This is a genomic window from Mammaliicoccus sp. F-M27, assembly GCF_022387115.1.
Lineage (GTDB): Bacteria > Bacillota > Bacilli > Staphylococcales > Staphylococcaceae > Mammaliicoccus > Mammaliicoccus vitulinus.
This window is the reverse complement of record NZ_JAJNIE010000011.1, coordinates 25,882-47,058: the sequence shown is the minus strand read 5'-3', so window position 1 is coordinate 47,058 and position 21,177 is coordinate 25,882. Positions and strand designations below refer to the sequence as shown.

26 protein-coding genes are annotated in these 21,177 nt (G+C 34.4%); all 26 read left to right on the top strand.

Going from position 1 to position 21,177, the window contains the following annotated elements; translation table 11 throughout:
* Positions 1-127 precede the first annotated feature (127 nt).
* Positions 128-1,555 carry an aldehyde dehydrogenase family protein gene (locus LQ598_RS10860; RefSeq protein WP_107557037.1) on the top strand — a complete coding sequence of 476 codons (1,428 nt, stop codon included), beginning with the start codon at positions 128-130 and terminating at the stop codon, positions 1,553-1,555.
* A 174-nt stretch (positions 1,556-1,729) separates the two neighbouring features.
* Positions 1,730-3,046, top strand: a complete 1,317-nt coding sequence (gene rho, locus LQ598_RS10855; RefSeq protein WP_107559206.1) for a transcription termination factor Rho — start codon at positions 1,730-1,732, stop codon at positions 3,044-3,046.
* A gap of 108 nt (positions 3,047-3,154) precedes the next feature.
* Positions 3,155-3,409 (top strand): type B 50S ribosomal protein L31, encoded by a 255-nt coding sequence (locus LQ598_RS10850; protein ID WP_016910986.1) that lies wholly within the window; start codon positions 3,155-3,157, stop codon positions 3,407-3,409.
* A 117-nt stretch (positions 3,410-3,526) separates the two neighbouring features.
* Positions 3,527-4,126: a thymidine kinase gene (locus LQ598_RS10845; RefSeq protein ID WP_016910985.1), complete on the top strand. Its 600-nt coding sequence runs from the start codon at positions 3,527-3,529 to the stop codon at positions 4,124-4,126.
* Complete coding sequence (prfA, locus tag LQ598_RS10840) at positions 4,119-5,195, top strand: peptide chain release factor 1 (protein WP_107559205.1); 1,077 nt, start codon at positions 4,119-4,121, stop codon at positions 5,193-5,195. Before LQ598_RS10845 ends, prfA begins: the two co-directional genes overlap by 8 nt.
* Positions 5,182-6,036: a peptide chain release factor N(5)-glutamine methyltransferase gene (gene prmC / locus LQ598_RS10835; RefSeq protein WP_107559204.1), complete on the top strand. Its 855-nt coding sequence runs from the start codon at positions 5,182-5,184 to the stop codon at positions 6,034-6,036. Before prfA ends, prmC begins: the two co-directional genes overlap by 14 nt.
* 91 nt (positions 6,037-6,127) lie before the next feature.
* The gene (locus LQ598_RS10830) at positions 6,128-7,174 is read left to right on the top strand and encodes an L-threonylcarbamoyladenylate synthase (protein WP_107559203.1); all 1,047 of its coding nucleotides are present in this window, start codon (positions 6,128-6,130) and stop codon (positions 7,172-7,174) included.
* Complete coding sequence (locus tag LQ598_RS10825; protein WP_107557038.1) at positions 7,171-7,587, top strand: low molecular weight protein arginine phosphatase; 417 nt, start codon at positions 7,171-7,173, stop codon at positions 7,585-7,587. Before LQ598_RS10830 ends, LQ598_RS10825 begins: the two co-directional genes overlap by 4 nt.
* A gap of 86 nt (positions 7,588-7,673) precedes the next feature.
* Positions 7,674-8,111, top strand: a complete 438-nt coding sequence (gene rpiB / locus LQ598_RS10820) for a ribose 5-phosphate isomerase B (protein WP_016910980.1) — start codon at positions 7,674-7,676, stop codon at positions 8,109-8,111.
* Positions 8,111-8,632 carry a TIGR01440 family protein gene (locus tag LQ598_RS10815; protein WP_103322393.1) on the top strand — a complete coding sequence of 174 codons (522 nt, stop codon included), beginning with the start codon at positions 8,111-8,113 and terminating at the stop codon, positions 8,630-8,632. Before rpiB ends, LQ598_RS10815 begins: the two co-directional genes overlap by 1 nt.
* Positions 8,633-8,656: 24 nt before the next feature.
* Complete coding sequence (locus LQ598_RS10810) at positions 8,657-9,898, top strand: serine hydroxymethyltransferase (protein WP_107559202.1); 1,242 nt, start codon at positions 8,657-8,659, stop codon at positions 9,896-9,898.
* A 22-nt stretch (positions 9,899-9,920) separates the two neighbouring features.
* The gene (gene upp / locus LQ598_RS10805; protein WP_016910977.1) at positions 9,921-10,550 is read left to right on the top strand and encodes a uracil phosphoribosyltransferase; all 630 of its coding nucleotides are present in this window, start codon (positions 9,921-9,923) and stop codon (positions 10,548-10,550) included.
* Positions 10,551-10,571: 21 nt separating this feature from the next.
* Positions 10,572-11,708, top strand: coding sequence for a non-hydrolyzing UDP-N-acetylglucosamine 2-epimerase (gene wecB / locus LQ598_RS10800; protein ID WP_016910976.1), 1,137 nt, complete (start codon positions 10,572-10,574; stop codon positions 11,706-11,708).
* 162 nt (positions 11,709-11,870) lie between these two features.
* Positions 11,871-12,221, top strand: coding sequence for an ATP synthase subunit I (locus LQ598_RS10795; protein ID WP_016910975.1), 351 nt, complete (start codon positions 11,871-11,873; stop codon positions 12,219-12,221).
* A 30-nt stretch (positions 12,222-12,251) separates the two neighbouring features.
* Positions 12,252-12,974 carry a F0F1 ATP synthase subunit A gene (gene atpB / locus LQ598_RS10790; RefSeq protein ID WP_016910974.1) on the top strand — a complete coding sequence of 241 codons (723 nt, stop codon included), beginning with the start codon at positions 12,252-12,254 and terminating at the stop codon, positions 12,972-12,974.
* 52 nt (positions 12,975-13,026) lie between these two features.
* Complete coding sequence (gene atpE, locus LQ598_RS10785; protein ID WP_016910973.1) at positions 13,027-13,245, top strand: F0F1 ATP synthase subunit C; 219 nt, start codon at positions 13,027-13,029, stop codon at positions 13,243-13,245.
* Between the two features lie 99 nt (positions 13,246-13,344).
* Positions 13,345-13,869, top strand: a complete 525-nt coding sequence (locus tag LQ598_RS10780) for a F0F1 ATP synthase subunit B (RefSeq protein ID WP_026023175.1) — start codon at positions 13,345-13,347, stop codon at positions 13,867-13,869.
* Complete coding sequence (locus LQ598_RS10775; protein WP_016910971.1) at positions 13,869-14,408, top strand: F0F1 ATP synthase subunit delta; 540 nt, start codon at positions 13,869-13,871, stop codon at positions 14,406-14,408. Before LQ598_RS10780 ends, LQ598_RS10775 begins: the two co-directional genes overlap by 1 nt.
* Before the next feature lie 18 nt (positions 14,409-14,426).
* Positions 14,427-15,941, top strand: a complete 1,515-nt coding sequence (gene atpA / locus LQ598_RS10770) for a F0F1 ATP synthase subunit alpha (RefSeq protein WP_107559201.1) — start codon at positions 14,427-14,429, stop codon at positions 15,939-15,941.
* A gap of 31 nt (positions 15,942-15,972) precedes the next feature.
* Positions 15,973-16,842 (top strand): ATP synthase F1 subunit gamma, encoded by an 870-nt coding sequence (atpG, locus tag LQ598_RS10765; RefSeq protein WP_107559200.1) that lies wholly within the window; start codon positions 15,973-15,975, stop codon positions 16,840-16,842.
* 18 nt (positions 16,843-16,860) lie between these two features.
* Positions 16,861-18,276: a F0F1 ATP synthase subunit beta gene (atpD, locus tag LQ598_RS10760; RefSeq protein ID WP_103322377.1), complete on the top strand. Its 1,416-nt coding sequence runs from the start codon at positions 16,861-16,863 to the stop codon at positions 18,274-18,276.
* Positions 18,277-18,298: 22 nt separating this feature from the next.
* A complete protein-coding gene (locus tag LQ598_RS10755) occupies positions 18,299-18,703 on the top strand; it encodes a F0F1 ATP synthase subunit epsilon (RefSeq protein ID WP_016910968.1) in 405 nt (134 codons plus the stop codon).
* 57 nt (positions 18,704-18,760) lie between these two features.
* Positions 18,761-18,991 carry a DUF1146 family protein gene (locus tag LQ598_RS10750; protein WP_016910967.1) on the top strand — a complete coding sequence of 77 codons (231 nt, stop codon included), beginning with the start codon at positions 18,761-18,763 and terminating at the stop codon, positions 18,989-18,991.
* Between the two features lie 152 nt (positions 18,992-19,143).
* Complete coding sequence (gene murA, locus LQ598_RS10745) at positions 19,144-20,439, top strand: UDP-N-acetylglucosamine 1-carboxyvinyltransferase (RefSeq protein WP_239745501.1); 1,296 nt, start codon at positions 19,144-19,146, stop codon at positions 20,437-20,439.
* A gap of 1 nt (position 20,440) precedes the next feature.
* Positions 20,441-20,725 carry a DNA-directed RNA polymerase subunit beta gene (locus LQ598_RS10740; protein ID WP_107559199.1) on the top strand — a complete coding sequence of 95 codons (285 nt, stop codon included), beginning with the start codon at positions 20,441-20,443 and terminating at the stop codon, positions 20,723-20,725.
* Entirely contained in the window at positions 20,725-21,162 is a 438-nt protein-coding gene (gene fabZ / locus LQ598_RS10735; RefSeq protein ID WP_016910965.1) for a 3-hydroxyacyl-ACP dehydratase FabZ, read from the top strand. The genes LQ598_RS10740 and fabZ overlap by 1 nt, the downstream gene beginning before the upstream one ends.
* Positions 21,163-21,177 lie beyond the last annotated feature (15 nt).

Genomic DNA, 21,177 nt, shown 5'->3' with positions numbered 1-21,177 from the left:
CTTTCGCTGATGGGATTTTTTATTAATGTTTTTAAGAAATTCTCGATTTATAAACACATCATTTTTATTAAGTGCATGATTCGTACTATAATATTCAATGAATCGAATATAAAGGAGTAGATAATTGATGAGACAAGATATCAAACAATATATTAATGGTGAATGGGTAAGTAGCCATAACGGACAAACACTTGATGTAATCAATCCGGCAACAGAAGAAGTAATGGGACAAATAGCTGCAGGTAATAAACAAGATGTTGATGATGCAGTTGCAGCAGCTAAAAAAGTGTATGTAGAGTTCAGAAATACTTCTTTAGAAGATAGAAAAGCTTTATTAGAAAGAATTGCAGACGAATATGAAAATAGAAAAGACGATTTAATTGATGTTATGACAGATGAATTAGGTTCTCCAATTGAAAAATCTGAATCAGTTCACTATCAAATGGGATTAAATCATTTTAGAGAAGCAAGCAAAGCAATCGACTCAATCGCATTTGAAGAACGTCGCGGTGACGATTTAGTTGTTAAAGAAGCAATTGGTGTTTCAGGTTTAGTAACACCTTGGAACTTCCCAACTAACCAGACTTCACTAAAATTAGCTGGTGCTTTCGCTTCTGGTTCACCAGTAGTGTTAAAACCTTCTGAAGAAACACCATTTGCAGCAATCATTTTAGCAGAAATATTTGAAAAAGCTGGCGTACCTAAAGGTGTATTTAACTTAGTAAATGGTGATGGACAAAGTGTTGGTGATCCATTAAGTTCTCATCCAGATGTTCGCATGATGTCATTTACAGGTTCTGGCCCAACTGGTAGAAGAATTATGGAAAACTCAGCTAAAGATTTCAAAAAAGTTTCATTAGAACTAGGTGGTAAATCACCATTAGTAGTCTTAGATGATGTTGATATTGAGAAAGCTGCTAAAGGCGCAGTTGCTAAATTTGTACAAAATACAGGTCAAGTATGTACGGCAGCAACGCGTACATTAGTTCCAGAAAGTATTAAAGATGAATTTATTGCAGCAGCTAAAAAAGCAATGGAAAATGTTAAAGTTGGTAATCCTAGAGAAGAAGGTCAAGACGCTGGCCCAGTAGTATCTAAAAAACAATTCGATACTGTTCAAAGCTATATTCAAAAAGGTATTGATGAAGGCGCAACATTACTACATGGTGGTGTTGGTAAACCTGAAGGAATCGAAAAAGGTTACTTTGTTAAACCGACATTATTTACAGATGTTACAAATGATATGACAATTGCTCAAGAAGAAATATTTGGTCCAGTAGGTACAATCATCACTTATAAAGATATTGATGAAGCAATCGAAATTGCAAATGATACAATTTACGGATTAGCTGCTTACGTTTACGGAAATGACAAAGAAACAGTGAAAAAAGTAGCGAGATCATTAGAAGCAGGTACTGTTGAAATCAATGATGCAGGAAGAAAACCAAATTTACCATTCGGTGGTTATAAACAATCAGGTATTGGTAGAGAATGGGGAGATTATGGAATTGAAGAATTCCTTGAAGTAAAAGCAATCCCTGGTTATTTCAAATAAATATTAAATGTTTTAAATCCGTTTTAAAGCGAAAGCTTTAGAACGGATTTTATTTGTTTATATCTATAAACATATTTTGTCATCATCATAAAAAAATGCTATAGTTTAAAGGCAGATTATAAATCTGGTATTACAATAAATGAATTAGATTTTTAAGAAATGGGTGTCATAAAAATGGCTGAAAGAGTTAGAACAAGTCCTCAGTATGAATCGTTTCACGAATTATACAAGAACTATACAACTAAAGAATTAACAACTAAGGCAAAAGAGCTTAGAATAACAAACTATAGTAAATTAAATAAAAAAGAACTAGTCTTAGCAATTATGGAAGCTCAAATGGAGAAAGACGGTAATTACTATATGGAAGGTATCTTAGATGATATTCAGCCAGATGGGTATGGTTTTCTTCGTACTGTAAATTATTCTAAAGGCGAAAAAGATATTTATATATCTGCTAGTCAAATTAGAAGGTTTGAGATTAAAAAAGGTGACAGAGTAACGGGTAAAGTTAGAAAACCTAAAGAAAACGAAAAATATTACGGATTACTGCAAGTTGATTTTGTAAACGATCAAAATGCAGAAGAAGTAAAGAAAAGACCACACTTTCAAGCATTAACTCCTCTCTACCCACAAGAACGTATCCGATTAGAAACGACAGATGAGAAGCATTCAACAAGAATAATGGATTTAATTACACCTATAGGTCTTGGTCAACGTGGAATGATTGTTGCGCCTCCGAAAGCTGGTAAAACATCATTGCTTAAAGAAATTGCAAATGCTATTGCGATTAATCAACCTAAAGCGAAATTATTTGTATTATTAATAGGAGAACGTCCAGAAGAAGTAACAGATATTGAACGTTCTGTTGAACAAGCTGAAGTTGTTAACTCTACTTTTGATGAGCCACCTGAACACCACGTAAAGGTAGCAGAATTGTTATTAGAAAGAGCGAAACGTTTAGTTGAAATTGGTGAGGATGTTATTATTTTGATGGACTCACTTACAAGGCTTGCGAGAGCTTATAATCTAGTAGTGCCACCTAGTGGTAGAACATTATCAGGTGGTTTGGACCCAGCATCACTTCATAGACCTAAACACTTCTTTGGTGCGGCGAGAAACATTGAAGCTGGTGGTAGCTTAACGATTTTAGCGACAGCTTTAGTTGAGACAGGATCACGTATGGATGACATGATTTATGAAGAGTTCAAAGGTACAGGTAATATGGAACTTCATTTAGATCGTAAATTATCTGAAAAGAGAGTGTTCCCAGCAATTGATATTAGAAGAAGTTCTACTCGTAAAGAAGAATTGTTACTAGAGAAGAAAGAACTTGAAATGATTTGGCAGTTACGTAATTTATTTACTGATCAAAATGATTTTTCTGAAAGGTTTATTAGAAAGTTAAAACGCACTAAGTCTAACGCCGAATTTTTCGAAGTTTTGAGAAAAGCAATGGTTGAAAGTGCTAAAACAGGTAAACCGATTATATAATTTAAGGTTGCATTTTAATTCTTCAACATATATAATATGTAAGTATTGAGTGAATAAGTCACAAATAAACTCTGTTCCAGATGGTTCAGGGCAAAGGAGCTGAAAATAATGAAACAAGGAATTCATCCAGAGTATAATAAAGTTATCTTTTTAGATACAACTACAGACTTCAAATTCTTAAGTGGTTCAACACGTAGTTCTAACGAAACTATGGAATGGGAAGATGGTAACGAATACCCAGTTATCCGTTTAGATATCTCTTCAGATTCACATCCATTCTATACAGGACGTCAAAAGTTCGCATCTGCGGATGGTCGTGTAGAACGCTTCAACAAAAAATTTGGTTTAAAATCAGAAAACTAAATATGAAGCCAATCAAGCATCCTTTTTTAAAGGGTGCTTTTTTTGTAATAATTAATAAATATGTAAAAAGAATATGATATAATTAAGCGATTATGTTGGAAAAGGTGGATAAGTAATATGTACGAAAATTACCATTCCGGATGGATAGAATGTATTTGCGGAAGTATGTTTAGTGGTAAGTCAGAAGAGCTTATAAGACGTCTAAGAAGAGGTTTATATGCTAAACAAAATGTGAAAGTATTTAAGCCATCTATCGATAATCGGTATAGTGAAGAAGCTGTAGTATCTCATAATGGCAATCAACTAGATGCAATAAGTATTGAACACTCAAGCGAAATCTTACATCAAGACTTGCAAGGCATAGATATAATTGGTATTGATGAAGTTCAATTTTTCGATAATGAAGTCGTTGAAGTGGCTCAAAAATTAGCGGAAGAAGGTTACCGTGTAGTAGTTGCAGGTTTAGATATGGACTTTAAAGGCGTACCATTTGAGCCAATGCCAGAAATGATGGCAGTTGCTGAAATCGTTACAAAATTACAAGCTGTTTGTGCAGTATGTGGCTCACCATCGAGTAGAACACAAAGGCTAATCAACGGTGAACCTGCCCACATTGAAGATCCGATTATATTAGTCGGAGCAGATGAAAGTTATGAACCAAGATGTAGAGATCATCATATAATAAGAACTGAAACAAGGAGTGATATAAATGTTTGATCAATTAGATATTGTTGAAAATAGATATGAACAGTTAAATGAAATGTTAAGCGATCCAGATGTAGTGTCAGATACTGATAAATTGAGAAAGTATTCAAAAGAGCAATCTGATTTACAACAAACGGTCGAGGTATATAGAACTTATAAATCTGTAAAAGGTGATATAGAAGACGCGAAATTAATGCTTGATGAAACTACAGATAAAGAAGAACAAGACATGTTAAAAGAAGAAATTAATAGTTTAACTAAGCGTGTTCCTGAGCTCGAATCAGAAATGAAGCTATTGTTGATACCAAAAGATCCTAACGACGGTAAAAACGTTATTATGGAAATTCGTGGTGCTGCAGGTGGAGATGAAGCGGCGATATTTGCAGGTGACTTATTTAGAATGTATTCTAGATTTGCTGAAGCGAATGGATATAAAATTGACGTTGTCGAAGAAAATATAACTGACCATGGTGGATATAAAGAAGTGAGTTTTTCTATTCAAGGTAATGGTGCTTTCAGTAAACTTAAATATGAAAATGGTGCGCACCGTGTTCAACGTGTACCAGAAACTGAGTCGGGTGGTAGAATCCATACATCAACTGCAACAGTTGCGGTGCTACCTGAAGCAGAAGATGTTGAAATCGATATTAGAGCAGAAGATTTAAAAATTGAAACGTATCGTTCTAGTGGCTCAGGTGGACAGCATGTTAATACAACGGATTCAGCCGTACGTATTACACATGTACCAACAGGAATAGTTGCAACTTCATCAGAAAAATCACAAATTAAAAACCGTGAAAAAGCTTTTAAAGTATTAAAAGCTAGAGTATACGACATGATGGTTAGAGAAGAAAATGCTAAATATGCTGAGAAGAGAAAATCAGCTGTAGGTAGTGGTGACCGTTCTGAGAGAATAAGAACATATAATTATCCTCAAAACAGAGTGACTGACCACCGTATCGGTTTAACTTTGCAAAAATTAGATCAAATAATGGAAGGCAAAGTTGACGAAATTATAGATGCATTAACAATGCATGAACAAACAGAAAAATTGGAAGAACTTAATAATGGACAATTATAATTTTCAACAATTATTGAAAGAAACTTATGATGGATTATCAGCACGAGGGTTTGAAACCTCTCGTGCTGATTGGTTATTAGAAGATATAACAGGTATGTCTCGTACAGAAATAGCTTTAAACTTTCGAGGAAATGTACCTGAGCATATTTTAAATGAATATTTATCATATAGAGAGCGCATGTATAAAGGTGAACCTGTACAATATATTGCTGGTTTTGCTGAATTTTATGGCAGAAAGTTTAAAGTAAACCGAGATGTCTTGATACCAAGGCCAGAAACTGAAGAGCTTATTTATCAAACACTTGAGATGCTCAACTCGAAAAATAAAATTTTGTGTGATATTGGGACTGGCTCAGGTGCGATTGCAATTTCTTTTAAAAAAGAACGACCAGATTTATCAGTTTTTGCAACGGATATTAGCGCTTGCGCTATTTCAATAGCTAAAGAAAATGCAGAGATGCTTGATGCTCAAGTTGAATTTTTATTAGGTGAAACGCTTAAGCCGCTTATTGATAAAAAGATTAAAGTAGATGTGTTAGTGTCTAATCCACCATATATTTCATATGAAGAGCAAAAGGAAATGTCAGGAACGGTATTAGATTATGAGCCACATTTAGCGCTGTTCGCACCTGATGATGGTTTAGCTATATATAAAGATATACTTTCAAATCTTGATAAAGTCATTACTAAAGGTGGCCTTGTTATATTTGAAATTGGACATTTACAAGGTGATATTTTAAAAACTTATATTTTAGAACATTATAATGTAGAAAATTTGAAAATTATCAAAGATATAAATCAAAACAATCGTATGATACAATTTAATTGGATGAATCAATAAAAGTTATACACAAAATAGTTGGAGTTATCCACGTTATGTGGATAACTTTTATTTGCATATAATAAACGCTTTAGAGAAGGGAAGAATCGTCTTGGAAACATATGTTTGGGATGTGCGTAAGTATGTTCATAACTTACAAAGTTATCCACAAATCAATCAAATTGTAGAGGGATATCATCAAAATGAGCTTATCGCATTACCTACTGAAACAGTATATGGTTTAGGTGCAAACGCTAAAGATGAACAAGCAGTTGAAAAAATATATTTAGCAAAAGGTAGACCGTCTGATAACCCTTTGATTGTTCATATTCACGATAAATCTCAATTGGATGATTTTACTCAGAACATATCAAAAGAAACAGAAATATTAATGGATGCTTTTTGGCCTGGACCTATTTCATTTATAGTGCCTTATAAATCAGGCTTCTTAAGTGACCGCGTAACAGGTGGTTTAAAATCTGTTGCAGTACGTATGCCGAGCCATGTTATCGGTAGAGCAATACTTCACTTGACGCATTTACCAATTGCTGCGCCAAGTGCAAATATTAGTGGTAGACCTTCTCCTACAAAATTTGAACATGTGAAACATGATTTAGATGGTAGAATTTTTGGGATCATTCAAGCTGATGATATAGATGAAGGGATTGAAAGTACTGTAATAGATTGTACAAGTTACCCATTTAAAATTGCACGACCTGGATCAATAACAGCTGAGATGATCAATAAAGTATTACCATACAGCGTAGTAGATACAAAAATAGATATGGATAAGCCGATTGCTCCTGGAATGAAGTATAAACATTACGCACCTACGCAACCTGTAACTTTAGTTGAAGGGGGTATTACTAAACCTATAATAAGTTCAGTGATAAAAGAACATAAAATAGCTGTTATAGGACCTAAGAGCATTGAATCATTTATTTCAGAAGAAATGATTTTCATCCCTCTAGGAAATGATGAAAACGACATAAGAGGCGCACATCATGATTTATATGATGCATTGCGAATTGCCGACCAACTTACAGATATAGACCATATATATATTAGTGGATACAATAGAAATAAAAATACTGTTGCACTCATGAATAGAATTGATAAAGCAAGTGGTCATAATATTAAAGGGGAAGATGAATTGTGAAAATAGTTTTTGTTTGTACAGGAAACACATGTAGAAGTCCATTAGCTGAAGCCATTGCTAAAGATTTAAAGCCAAATTATGATATTCAATCAAGAGGTATTTCTGCTTTTAATGGCACGCCCATTTCAATGCAATCTATGGAAATAATAGTGACTAATAATTTGCCAGTTCCTGGAACGGCTCAACAATTTTCTGAAGAGGATTTAGATGCAGATTTAATACTCACTATGACTGAAGCACACAAATCGATTTTAGAGTCTCAATTCACACATGAAAATATTCATGCCTTAAAACACTATGTGAAAGGTGAAAAAGGAGATGTCTTGGACCCTTATGGGCAGCCACAAAATATTTATCAAAACACCTACGAAGAACTAAGTATGCTCATTAAGGAATTATTACAGAGCAGTTAAGAATTTAAATAATTTGAAGAATTGCTATAACACACATTGAAAATAAGTTATAATATTATAGTATAAACAATTTGGGAGGTGGGAAGATGAAAGTAGCTATTGCAGCAGACCACGGTGGCTTTGAATACAAAGAAGCAATAAAACGTTTACTTGATGAAATGAACATTGAATATAAAGACTTTGGTACACATGAAGGTGAGTCAGTAGATTATCCCGATTATGCAAGACCAGTGTCAGAAAGTGTTGCAGATGGCTCATTTGATAAAGGGATTTTGATTTGTGGAACTGGAATTGGTATGTCTATCGCTTCGAATAAGGTAAAGGGGATTCGTTGTGCACTTGTGCATGATGTTTTTACCGCAGAAGTTACGAGACAGCATAATGATTCTAACGTATTAGCAATGGGCCAACGTGTTATAGGCGAAGGTTTAGCACTTCTCATCGTCAGAACATGGTTGACTAGTGAATTCGAAGGCGGAAGACATCAAAGACGCATAGATAAGATTGAAGGCGGTTGTTCATGATAGAGCATTTAAAACAATTATTGGACGAACTTAAATCAATTGAATTCTTTAACAAGAATGAATTATGCATCATTGGCTGTTCAACGTCAGAAATTAGAGGTTCTAAAATTGGATCGAATGGATCAATGGACATAGCAAAAGAGTTGTTTAATAGTCTTGAATTGATACATAAAGAGACAGGTGTTCATTTTGCGTTTCAAGGTTGTGAACATATTAATCGTGCTATAACAATTGAACGTGAACTATTCGATGCGCACTCTATGACTGAAGTTTCTGTCGTACCTCAAGTAAACGCTGGAGGAAGCTTATCAACTTATGCATATCAACATATGAAAGACCCAGTTGTTGTTGAACATATTCAATGTGATAAAGGCATTGATATTGGTCAAACTCTGATTGGTATGCATTTAAAGCACGTCGCAGTGCCAATATCCATTGAAACTAAATGTATTGGAGAAGCTATTGTTACAGTAGCTAAAAGTCGCCCCAAATTAATTGGTGGCGCAAGAGCAAAGTATTAAATTCTTAAAAGTGAGGGATTGTACATGTCATTAATTAAAAAGCAAGACAAAGAACTTTTCAAAGCAATGGAAAAAGAGTTTGATAGACAGAATAATAATATTGAACTTATAGCATCAGAGAACTTTGTTTCTGAAACAGTAATGGAAGCTCAAGGTTCTGTATTAACTAACAAATATGCAGAAGGTTATCCAGGTCGTCGTTATTATGGTGGCTGTGACTATGTTGATATCGTAGAAGATTTAGCGCGTGATAGAGCTAAAGCTATTTTCGGTGGAGATCACGTTAACGTACAACCTCATTCAGGATCACAAGCGAATATGGCTGTATACTTTGTAGCTTTAGAGCCTGGTGATACTGTACTTGGAATGAACTTAAGTCATGGTGGACACTTAACTCACGGAGCAAAAGTTAATTTCAGTGGGAAATTATATAACTTTGTTGAGTACGGTGTTTCAAAAGAAAATGAACAAATCGACTATGATGAAATTTTAAAAGTAGCAAAAGAATCAAAACCAAAATTAATTGTTGCCGGAGCATCTGCTTACCCAAGACAAATTGATTTTAAACGATTCAAAGAAATAGCAGATGAAGTTGGCGCTAAATTAATGGTAGATATGGCACATATCGCTGGCTTAGTAGCAGCAGGTTTACACCAAAATCCTATTGAATATGCTGACTTTGTTACAACAACAACGCATAAAACATTAAGAGGACCAAGAGGGGGCATGATTTTCTGTAAAGAAGAGTATGCTAAAGAAATTGATAAAACGATTTTCCCAGGAATACAAGGTGGTCCATTAATGCATGTTATCGCTGGTAAAGCTGTTTCATTCGGTGAAGCATTAAAACCAGAATTTAAGGAATATCAAAAACAAGTAATTAAGAATGCTCAAAAATTAGCAGCGACTCTAGAAGAAGAAGGTTTACGTATAGTTTCTGGAGGTACTGATAATCATTTAATCTGTGTAGATGTTAAGGGCTCACTTGGTATTACAGGCAAATTAGCTGAAAATGCTTTAGATGAAGTAGGTATAACATGTAATAAAAATACGATACCTTTTGATCAAGAAAAGCCTTTCGTAACAAGTGGTATTCGTCTTGGAACACCAGCTGTTACATCACGTGGATTCGATGAAGATGCAATTGAAGAAGTGGGTAGAATTATAGCGTTAGTGCTTAAAAACCCTGAAGATGAACAAACATTGAAAACAGCACATGAACGTGTATTATCATTAACTTCTAAATTCCCACTTTACAACAAATAAATATTTAATGGAGGCTAGACTTATGGGTAAAGTACATGTTTTTGATCACCCGTTAATTCAGCACAAACTGAGTTATATACGTGATCAAAAAACTGGCACTAAGGAGTTTAGAGAGCTTGTCGACGAAGTAGGTATGCTAATGGCATATGAAGTTACGAGAGATTTCGAAACGACAGATGTCGAAATTGAAACACCAGTAACTAAGATGAAAGCTCAAAGATTATCCGGTAAGAAATTAGCGCTTATACCTATTTTGCGTGCAGGATTAGGTATGACAGACGGTATTATGAAACTTGTACCAGCTGCAAGAGTTGGTCACGTAGGTTTATACCGTGATCCTGAAACGTTAGAAGCGGTAGAATATTTTGTGAAATTACCACAAGATATTGAAGAACGTGAAATTATTGTAGTAGATCCTATGCTTGCTACAGGTGCATCAGCAATCGAAGCGATTCAATCATTAAAGAATCGTGGAGCAAATAAAATACGTTTTATGGGCTTGATTGCTGCACCTGAAGGGGTTAAAGCATTACAAGAAGCACATGATGACGTAGATATTTATATTGCTGCATTAGACGAAAAATTAGATGACCATGCATATATCATACCTGGTTTAGGTGATGCTGGCGATCGATTATTTGGCACTAAATAATAATAGGAGGATTTTATTACAATGAAGAAAATTATGACGATATTTGGTACGCGACCTGAAGCTATTAAAATGGCACCTTTAGTTTTAGAATTAAAAAATGATCCGGAGCTACAACCTATTGTAGTTGTAACAGCGCAACATAGAGAAATGCTAGATTCAGTTCTAGAGACATTTGATATAACACCAGATTATGATTTAAATATTATGAAACAAGGGCAAACACTTTCAGAAGTAACATCAAGAGTATTAGGTGGGCTAGAAAGTGTTATTCAAGAAGCGAAGCCAGATATGATATTGGTACATGGAGATACAACAACTACTTTTGCAGGCAGTTTAGCAGCTTTTTATAACGAAGTTGCCATTGGTCATGTAGAAGCAGGGTTAAGAACTTGGAATAAATACTCTCCATTCCCAGAAGAAATGAATCGACAAATGACGGGGGTCCTTGCTGATTTACACTTCTCACCAACTGATCAGTCTAAACATAATTTACTTCAAGAAAATAAAAATGACGAATCTATTGTTGTTACAGGAAATACAGCGATTGATGCGTTATCAACTACTGTAAGTGACGGTTATGAAAGTGATATTATTAAACGTCATGAAGGTAAACGTATCGTGTTATTAACTGCGCATAGACGTGAAAACATTGGTAAACCTATGGAAAATATCTTTAATGCTGTTAGACAAATTGTTGAAGAGCATGAAGATGTTGTCGTTGTTTATCCAATGCACAAAAATCCAAAAGTTAGAAGTATTGCCAATCAAATTTTAAGTGATCATGAACGTATAGAATTGATTGAACCTTTAGAAGTTATTGATTTCCATAACTTTGCTGCAAACTCTCATCTAATCCTTACAGATTCAGGTGGTGTACAAGAAGAGGCGCCTTCATTGGGTAAACCAGTTCTTGTATTAAGAGATACAACTGAGAGACCAGAAGGTGTTGAAGCTGGTACGTTGAAGCTTGTAGGAGTAGAGGAAGACAATGTTTATAAAGAAACGAAAGCATTGTTAACAGATCAAGCATTATATGAGAGAATGAGTATTGCTCAAAATCCATATGGTGATGGCTTAGCATCTAAGAGAATTTGTGAAAATATTAAATATTATTTTGATATTTTGACTGAAGCACCAGAACCATTTAAAACAAAATAATAAAAGTGGTGGTTTGTGTCAATTCTGTGACAAATGAATGACAAAAATTTGTTTTCTATTTTTGTCATAGCATTGACACTATAGAGCCACTATATTATCATGAAAATTGTGTGATGAAATGGTTTTCAAAGATATAACACTTATTTAAGGAGTTTCAGCAGAATGTTTGATATAAAGGGCTTTTTTAAGTCTTATTTACAGTATTTTATTTTCTTCATAATTATTCTATTTGTAGTGTATTTCTTCTTGAAACATGAGTTCGTTTTAGGGCTTATTATTGGAACAATAGCATCAGCTGTTAACTTGTTTTCATGGGAAGTTTACCTCAATCGAGCAAAAAATGCTGAATCATTACAATTATCAACAGGAAACTGGGTCAGATATCTTGTGACTATTGTTGCATGTTGTTTTTGGCTTAAATATCCACTAATCGTTGATATTATCGGGATTTTAGTAGGACTTATGATTGCATATGTGTTAATTATGTTTAGGTCGTTAAAAAGTCTCGATTAAATAATTAAAATTGTGAAAAGAGGTGAAGATATGGAACACGAATCACCTATGTGGTCCATCAATTTAGGAGGATTTGATTTACTATTCAATCTTTCGAGTATGTTAATGTTAGTCGTTACTGCCGTAATCGTTTTCGGAATAGCTGTTTTTTGTACTAGGAACCTAAAAGTTAGACCTACTGGTGCTCAAAATTTTATTGAATGGATATTTGACTTTGTAAAAGGCATTATCCAAAGTAATATGGCTTGGAAAGACGGAGGGAAATTCCACTTCTTGGCAGTTACATTAATATTCTTCATATTTGTATCAAATATGCTAGGGTTACCATTCTCAATTGTTGTTGGGCATACATTATGGTGGAAATCACCTACTGCAGATCCAACAGTTACCCTAACATTAGCGACATTGATGGTTCTACTAACACATTATTATGGTGTTAAAATGCGTGGAACAGGGGCGTACTTGAAATCATTCGTACAACCTGTGGCATTCATGGTCCCTTTCAAAATTGTTGAAGAATTCGCTTCAACATTAACGCTTGGTCTACGTTTATACGGTAATATATTTGCAGGTGAAGTATTACTAGGTTTATTAGCAACATTAGCTACAGGAGGCGCACTTGGTCTTTTCGGAGCAATTTTACCAGCGATAGTATGGCAAGGATTCTCAATATTCATCGGGTCAATTCAAGCTTACATATTCGTAATGTTATCAATGGTTTATATGTCTCATAAAGTGGCAGACGATCATTAATATATAATTTAAAAAAACAATTAATATTTTTAATTCTAGGAGGAAATTTATAATGAGTTTAGGTGTAATAGCAGCAGCAATCGCGATTGGTTTAGCAGCATTAGGAGCAGGTATTGGTAACGGTCTTATCGTATCAAGAACAGTAGAAGGTGTTGCACGTCAACCAGAAGCACGTGGTCCATTAATGACAATAATGTTTATCGGTGTTGGTTTAGTTGAAGCCCTTCCTATCATTGCAGTAGTAGTAGCATTCATGGTAATGAATAAATAATTTAACATATTTTCAGAACAGGCGGAGTCTACCTTAAAAGGATTTCGCCATTCATTTATGAGATGTTTTACATCTTGAATTGCAATGAAAGGAGTGTAATTGGCAGTGGATCAAAACGTATTAGTTTTAGGTGCAGCAAGTGGCGGTGTCGAATGGGGAACAGCTTTGTTCACATTAGTCACATTTATCGTCTTGTTAGCTTTATTAAAAAAGTTTGCTTGGGGACCATTAAAATCTATCATGGACGAGCGTGAAAACTCAATCAATAAAGATATCGATGATGCTCACGATGCAAAAGTAAAAGCTAAAAAATTAGAAGAAGAAAACAAAGATTTACTTAAAAAAACTCAAGAAGAAGTGCAAACAATTCTTGACGATGCTAAACATCAAGCAAAAATACAACAAGAGCAAATGATTAATGAAGCAAATGTTAAAGCGAATGGCTTAGTTCAAACAGCTCAAGCAGAAATTCAACAAGAAAAACAAAGAGCTATTTCTGATATCAATAATCGTGTATCTGAGCTTTCTGTATTAATTGCTTCAAAAGTAATTAATAAAGAAATCTCTGAACAAGATCAAAAAGACCTTGTTGAAAAATACATTAAAGAGGCAGGGGATAAATAATGGCGAACATTAGTCAAAAATATGCCCAAGCTCTATATGATGTAGCAGAAGAGCAAAATTTAACAAATGACATATTAAACGAGCTTGATCAAATAACAATAAGTGTTAAAGATCAAATAAGTGATTTAAGATCAATAGATAGCAATCCTAAATTAGCTAAAGATGAAAGACAACAATTTGTTGAAAAAGTATTTAAAGGTGTTTCTAAACCGTTATTAAATACATTATTCTTACTAGCTAATAATAATAAATTATCTTTAATCCCAGAAATATATGAAGATTATAGAAATATTTATAATCAGGTACATAGCCAAGATTTAATGAAAGTTGAATCTGTCTATCCGTTATCTAATGAAGAATTAGATGAAATTGGTAAAGCGTTTATTAAAAGAACGGGTTTGAAAAAACTCATATTAGAAAATCAAGTTAATGATGCATTAATTGGTGGCATACGCGTATCCATTGGTACAAAAGTATACGATGGATCAATTCAAAATGATTTAAATCAATTATCAAAATCATTTCAACAAATGAAATAATATTAAGGAGTGACATAGATGGCCATTAAAGCTGAAGAAATCAGTGCTTTATTACGCTCTCAAATTGAAAACTATGAGTCAGAAATGTCAGTTACCGATGTTGGTACAGTAATCCAAGTCGGAGATGGTATTGCATTAGCTCATGGCTTAAACGACGTTATGGCAGGCGAACTATTAGAATTCCATACTGGCGTTTTAGGTTTAGCACAAAATTTAGAAGAAAATAATGTAGGTATCGTTATTTTAGGACCTGCAGATGGTATTAAAGAAGGCGACGAAGTTAAACGTACTGGTCGTATTATGGAAGTACCTGTAGGAGAAGAATTAATCGGACGTGTTGTGAATCCTTTAGGACAACCTATCGATGGACTAGGTCCAATCAACACATCTAAAACTCGTCCTGTTGAATCACCAGCAACAGGTGTAATGGATCGTAAATCAGTTGATGAACCATTACAAACTGGTATTAAAGCAATTGATGCATTAGTACCAATTGGACGTGGTCAACGTGAGTTAATCATTGGAGATCGTCAAACTGGTAAAACAACAGTAGCTATCGATACAATTCTTAACCAAAAAGACGAAGATATGATTTGTATTTACGTTGCTATTGGTCAGAAAGAATCTACTGTACGTACTGCTGTTGAAACATTACGCCGACACGGTGCTCTTGATTATACAATTGTTGTATCTGCATCTGCAGCACAACCTGCGCCATTACTTTACATCGCGCCTTATGCGGGTGTAAGTATGGGTGAAGAATTCATGTTTAATGGTAAACATGTCTTAATCGTATATGATGATTTAACTAAACAAGCAGCAGCATATCGTGAGTTATCACTATTACTTCGTCGTCCACCAGGTCGTGAAGCATACCCAGGTGATGTATTCTACTTACATAGCCGTTTATTAGAACGTGCTGCTAAATTAAATGATGATTTAGGTGGCGGTTCAATTACTGCGTTACCATTTGTTGAAACTCAAGCAGGAGATATTTCTTCATATGTACCTACAAACGTTATTTCTATTACAGACGGACAAATATTCTTACAATCTGACTTATTCTTCTCAGGTGTAAGACCTGCCATTAATGCTGGTTTATCTGTATCACGTGTTGGTGGTTCAGCTCAAATCAAAGCAATGAAAAAAGTTGCAGGTACATTACGTCTTGATTTAGCATCTTATCGTGAATTAGAATCATTTGCTCAATTTGGTTCAGATTTAGATCAAGCTACTAAATCTAAATTAGAACGTGGTAAACGTACTGTTGAAGTTCTAAAACAAGATCAAAACAAACCATTGACTGTAGAACGTCAAGTTGTGATTTTATATGCTTTAACTAAAGGACATTTAGATGATATTCCAGTTGGAGATATTACACGATTTGAAGATGAATTTTTAAATTGGATTGATGCTAATTCTAGCGATCTATTTAAAGAAATTCGTGAAACAAAACAATTACCATCTGATGATAAATTTGTTTCAGCAATCGATGCATTCAAAAAAGTATTTAATAAATCTCACGTAGAGTAATATTAAGCTTTAAATAAAAGGTGGTGAAATTGTGGCTTCACTAAGAGAAATCAAAGGAAGAATCACTTCTACGCAAAAAACGAGTCAAATTACTAAAGCGATGAATATGGTGTCGAATTCGAAATTGCGTAAAGCAGAAGAGAATACTCATGCATTTCAACCTTATATGGATAAGATTCAAGATGCAGTAACGGCAATCGCTTCTAAAAGCACAGATGTCTCACATCCAATGCTTAAGAAAAGACCTGTAAAACGTTCTGGTTACTTAGTTATTACGTGTGACAAAGGATTAGCAGGACCATACAGCGCTAACATTTTAAAAAATGTAGTAAATGATATAAAAGAAAGACACAACAACAATGCTGATGAATATGCAATTATTGTTGTAGGTCGAGTAGGTCGAGATTTCTTCAAAGCTAGAGGATATAATGTAGTTGAAGAATATGTAGGCTTACCAGATCAACCAACATTTAAAAACGTTCAAGCGTTAACTGAAAAAACTGTAGATTTATTTAACGAAGAATTCTATGATGAATTAACTGTTTACTACAGTCATTTTGTAAGTGTACTTGAACAGCAAGTAAAATCTAAACGAATCTTACCATTATCTGATGAAGATACAGGTAAAGGTTCAAGTATGATGGCTGGTTATGAATTTGAACCAGATAAAGAAACAATTTTAAAAGTTATCTTACCGCAATATACAATTAGTTTAATATATGGTGCATTATTAGATGGTAAAGCTAGTGAGCACGCTTCTAGAATGACAGCTATGAAGAATGCAACAGATAACGCTTCAGAATTAATTGATGATTTATCATTACAATATAACAGAGCTCGACAAGCTGCAATTACTCAGCAAATTACTGAAATTGTCGGCGGAGCAGCTGCACTCGAATAATGATTAGGAGGAATTTACATGGCAATAGGCCGAGTAACGCAAATTACAGGCCCAGTTATTGACGTACGATTTCCACATGGTGAATTGCCAGAAATTAATAATGCTTTAACAGTTAAAGTAGACCGTCCAAACGGTACTAGCTTTAACTTAGCATTAGAAGTTGCATTACACCTTGGTGATGATGTAGTACGTTCTATAGCAATGGCGTCAACTGACGGTGTTAAGCGTGGACAAGAAGTTACTGATACAGGTAGAGCGATATCAGTACCTGTTGGTGATGTAACATTAGGTCGCGTTTTTAATGTATTAGGCGAAAAAATTGATTTAGGTGAAGAAATTGATGAAAGTGTACGTCGTGACCCAATTCATCGTTTAGCTCCTAAATTTGAAGACTTAACGACTAACGTAGAAATTCTTGAAACAGGTATTAAAGTAGTAGACTTATTAGCACCATATATTAAAGGTGGTAAAATCGGTCTATTCGGTGGTGCCGGTGTAGGTAAAACTGTACTTATTCAAGAATTAATTAATAATATCGCTCAAGAACATGGTGGTATTTCAGTTTTCGCAGGTGTAGGTGAACGTACACGTGAAGGTAACGATTTATACTATGAAATGAGCGAGTCAGGCGTTATTAAGAAAACAGCTATGGTCTTCGGTCAAATGAATGAGCCACCTGGTGCTCGTGCTAGAGTAGCACTTTCTGGTTTAACAATGGCAGAATACTTCCGTGATGAACAAGGACAAGACGTTCTTTTATTCATCGATAACATATTCCGTTTTACTCAAGCAGGTTCAGAGGTATCAGCACTATTAGGTCGTATGCCTTCTGCAGTTGGTTACCAACCAACACTTGCTACTGAAATGGGACAATTACAAGAACGTATTACATCTACAAATAAAGGATCAGTAACTTCTATTCAAGCAGTATTCGTACCTGCCGATGACTATACTGACCCAGCGCCAGCAACTGCTTTCGCTCACTTAGATGCAACAACGAACTTAGAACGTAAATTAACTGAGATGGGTATTTATCCTGCAGTTGACCCATTAGCATCAACATCACGTGCATTAACTCCTGAAATTGTTGGAGATGAGCATTACGATGTTGCACGTCGAGTACAACAAACTTTACAAAAATATAGAGAATTACAAGATATCATAGCTATCCTTGGTATGGATGAGTTATCTGATGATGATAAGAAAACGGTTGAACGTGCACGCCGTATCCAGTTCTTCTTATCTCAAAACTTCCATGTAGCTGAACAATTTACTGGTCAAAAAGGATCATATGTACCAGTTAGCCAAACTGTACAAGATTTCAAAGCAATACTAGAGGGGCAATATGACCATATCCCAGAAGATGCTTTCCGTTTAGTCGGTGGTATTGAAGCAGTTCTTGAAAATGCTAAAAACATGGGTGTAGAGGTCTAATAATAATTAGGAGGAATGGAAAATGAATACATTTACCTTAGATGTTGTCACTCCTAATGGATCTGTTTACTCAGCAAAAGAAGTAGAACTTGTTGTTTTACATACTGAAACTGGTGAAATGGGTGTAATGGCTGGACATATTCCAACTGTTGCAGCTTTAAAAACTGGATACGTTAAAGTAAACAAAGCAAGTGGTACAGAGTATTTAGCTGTTTCCGAAGGATTTGTTGAAGTAAGAACCAATAAAGTTACAGTTCTAGTTCAATCGGCAGAAACTGCTGAAGAAATAGATAAAGAGCGTGCGATTAATTCTAAAGAACGTGCTGAAGAGCGATTGAATAGCAATCAAGACGAAGTAGACTTTAGACGTGCTGAACGTGCACTTCATCGTGCAGTTAATCGAATTGAAGTGGCTAAATTTAGATAATATATTAAGCTGTCTCTATATGAGACAGCTTTTTATACTATAGAAAGGATTTTTGTTATGGAATATTATGGACAATTAGGCATCATTGGACTTGTTTTACATGTCATTTGTGTTTGTTTGGCATTTTGGGCTTTACAAGGTGTTCGATTAGAATATATATTCAAAAAAAATCATGTTGCACAGGCACAGACATTTATAATTATTTTATCTATTATATTAGGTACAGCTGTAAGTCGTTTTATTTTAGATATACTCCAATATTCGCTACAATTAAAACTACTATTCTAATAATTACTAGAAATTACATAAATAAATGAAAAAAGAACAAAAAAGTAGTATAATGTTTTGGTGATGTTTATGAATCAAGAAAAATGTGTATTAAATATATATATACATTTGTAAAATAAATAACAGTGAAGTTTTTTTTGGAGGATAATTATATGGATAAAATCGTCGTAAAAGGCGGAGCAAGTCTTAATGGCACAGTAGTAGTCGAAGGGGCAAAAAACGCAGTACTACCTATATTAACAGCTACACTTTTACCAAGCACAGGTCAAAGTGTATTAACTAATGTACCTAAACTAAGTGATGTAGATACTATAAATACAGTACTAACACATTTAAATGCTGATGTTGAGTATGAAGCAGATAAAAATACAGTTAAAGTTGATGCATCAAATCAATTGAAAATTGAAGCGCCTTATGAATATGTTAGTAAAATGAGAGCGAGCATATTAGTAATGGGACCATTATTAGCAAGAGAAGGTCACGCTAGAGTTGCATTACCAGGTGGTTGTGCAATTGGATCTAGACCAATCGAGCAACATTTAAAAGGTTTTGAAGCATTAGGTGCAGAAATTGAACTTCATAATGGATTTATTGAAGCAAAAACACCTAATGGACTAAAAGGTACGAAAATTTATTTAGACTTTCCTAGTGTAGGTGCTACTCAAAATATTATGATGGCAGCTGTATTAGCAGAAGGTAAAACAGAAATTCAAAACGTTGCTAGAGAGCCTGAAATTGTTGACTTAGCAAACTATTTAAATGAAATGGGTGCTAAAGTACATGATGCTGGCACTGATACGATAAGAATTACTGGTGTACAACAATTATATGGAGCAGAACATTCAATTATTCCAGATAGAATCGAAGCTGGAACATTTATGATTGCTAGTGCAATTACAAGAGGAAATGTCAATGTTATTGGTGCAATTAGAGAACATATGACAAGCTTAGTTTCTAAATTAGAAGAAGCTGGCGTTCAAATCACAGATATTGAAGACGGTTTGAACATCCAAGTACCAGGAGAAATAAAAGCAATAGATATTAAAACGATGCCTCATCCAGGTTTCCCAACAGATATGCAGTCACAAATTATGGCCTTATTATTAACAGCCAATGGAACAAGTAAAGTGACTGAAACAGTATTTGAAAACAGATTTATGCATGTAGAAGAATTCAAACGTATGAATGCTGATATCTTCATTAATGGAAGAAGTGCAATGGTTACTGGAAACAACAAATTACAAGGTGCTGATGTTAAAGCTACGGATTTAAGAGCAGGTGCATCTTTAATTCTTGCTGGATTAGTATCTGATGGATACACAAATGTTACAGAACTTAAACATTTAGATAGAGGTTATGTCGATTTTCATGGTAAACTTAAAGCATTAGGTGCGGACGTAGAACGTATTAATGATAATGGGAAGTTAAACGATAAAGCGAGGGTTTAGTATGACTGAAACACAATCATCAAGGTCTGACAATAAACAAAAAAAGTCACCATATAAAAATTTCAAAGAAAAAATTCAAAAGAATAGAGTAGAAACAATTCAAGGAGTAGAAGTTGAGCATCGAGTTATTCCATTATGGATTAAATTACTTATATTATTAGTATTAATGATTTTGTTATTTATTGTTGGGACTATGATTGGATACGGTATACTTCATAATCCTTTTGGGGTATTGAATCCTGAAACTTGGCAACACATCTTTGATTTAACTGGAAGGAGCTCATAATGGAGACAATTTATGATTTTAATGAAATTAAAAAAATAATTCCACACCGTTACCCATTTCTATTGTTAGACAGAATAGTAGAATTAGAAGATGGTAAGCGCTGTGTAGGTATTAAGCAAGTAGCTGGTAATGAACCATTTTTCCAAGGACATTTTCCAGATTATGCTGTTATGCCTGGTGTTCTTATAGTAGAAGCTTTAGCTCAAACTGGAGCAGTAGCGATGTTACGTTTAGAAGAAAACGAAGGTAAACTAGCTATGTTTGCAGGAATTGATAAATGTCGTTTCAAAAAACAAGTAACACCTGGTGATACTTTAAGATTAGAAGTAGAAATTAATAAAATTAAAGGCCCAATAGGCAAAGGTACTGCTAAAGCAACTGTCGATGGAGAAATTGCATGTAGTTGTGAAATTAGCTTTGCTCTTGTAGATCAATAAAAAAAGAAAGAACAG

Bases quoted from the DNA above. Each gene is read 5' to 3' on its own strand.
- LQ598_RS10860 (WP_107557037.1), top strand. From the start codon at position 128: ATGAGACAAGATATCAAACAATATATTAATGGTGAATGGGTAAGTAGC.
- rho (WP_107559206.1), top strand. From the start codon at position 1,730: ATGGCTGAAAGAGTTAGAACAAGTCCTCAGTATGAATCGTTTCACGAA.
- LQ598_RS10850 (WP_016910986.1), top strand. From the start codon at position 3,155: ATGAAACAAGGAATTCATCCAGAGTATAATAAAGTTATCTTTTTAGAT.
- LQ598_RS10845 (WP_016910985.1), top strand. From the start codon at position 3,527: ATGTACGAAAATTACCATTCCGGATGGATAGAATGTATTTGCGGAAGT.
- prfA (WP_107559205.1), top strand. From the start codon at position 4,119: ATGTTTGATCAATTAGATATTGTTGAAAATAGATATGAACAGTTAAAT.
- prmC (WP_107559204.1), top strand. From the start codon at position 5,182: ATGGACAATTATAATTTTCAACAATTATTGAAAGAAACTTATGATGGA.
- rpiB (WP_016910980.1), top strand. From the start codon at position 7,674: ATGAAAGTAGCTATTGCAGCAGACCACGGTGGCTTTGAATACAAAGAA.
- LQ598_RS10810 (WP_107559202.1), top strand. From the start codon at position 8,657: ATGTCATTAATTAAAAAGCAAGACAAAGAACTTTTCAAAGCAATGGAA.
- upp (WP_016910977.1), top strand. From the start codon at position 9,921: ATGGGTAAAGTACATGTTTTTGATCACCCGTTAATTCAGCACAAACTG.
- wecB (WP_016910976.1), top strand. From the start codon at position 10,572: ATGAAGAAAATTATGACGATATTTGGTACGCGACCTGAAGCTATTAAA.
- LQ598_RS10795 (WP_016910975.1), top strand. From the start codon at position 11,871: ATGTTTGATATAAAGGGCTTTTTTAAGTCTTATTTACAGTATTTTATT.
- atpB (WP_016910974.1), top strand. From the start codon at position 12,252: ATGGAACACGAATCACCTATGTGGTCCATCAATTTAGGAGGATTTGAT.
- atpE (WP_016910973.1), top strand. From the start codon at position 13,027: ATGAGTTTAGGTGTAATAGCAGCAGCAATCGCGATTGGTTTAGCAGCA.
- LQ598_RS10775 (WP_016910971.1), top strand. From the start codon at position 13,869: ATGGCGAACATTAGTCAAAAATATGCCCAAGCTCTATATGATGTAGCA.
- atpA (WP_107559201.1), top strand. From the start codon at position 14,427: ATGGCCATTAAAGCTGAAGAAATCAGTGCTTTATTACGCTCTCAAATT.
- atpD (WP_103322377.1), top strand. From the start codon at position 16,861: ATGGCAATAGGCCGAGTAACGCAAATTACAGGCCCAGTTATTGACGTA.
- LQ598_RS10755 (WP_016910968.1), top strand. From the start codon at position 18,299: ATGAATACATTTACCTTAGATGTTGTCACTCCTAATGGATCTGTTTAC.
- LQ598_RS10750 (WP_016910967.1), top strand. From the start codon at position 18,761: ATGGAATATTATGGACAATTAGGCATCATTGGACTTGTTTTACATGTC.
- murA (WP_239745501.1), top strand. From the start codon at position 19,144: ATGGATAAAATCGTCGTAAAAGGCGGAGCAAGTCTTAATGGCACAGTA.
- LQ598_RS10740 (WP_107559199.1), top strand. From the start codon at position 20,441: ATGACTGAAACACAATCATCAAGGTCTGACAATAAACAAAAAAAGTCA.
- fabZ (WP_016910965.1), top strand. From the start codon at position 20,725: ATGGAGACAATTTATGATTTTAATGAAATTAAAAAAATAATTCCACAC.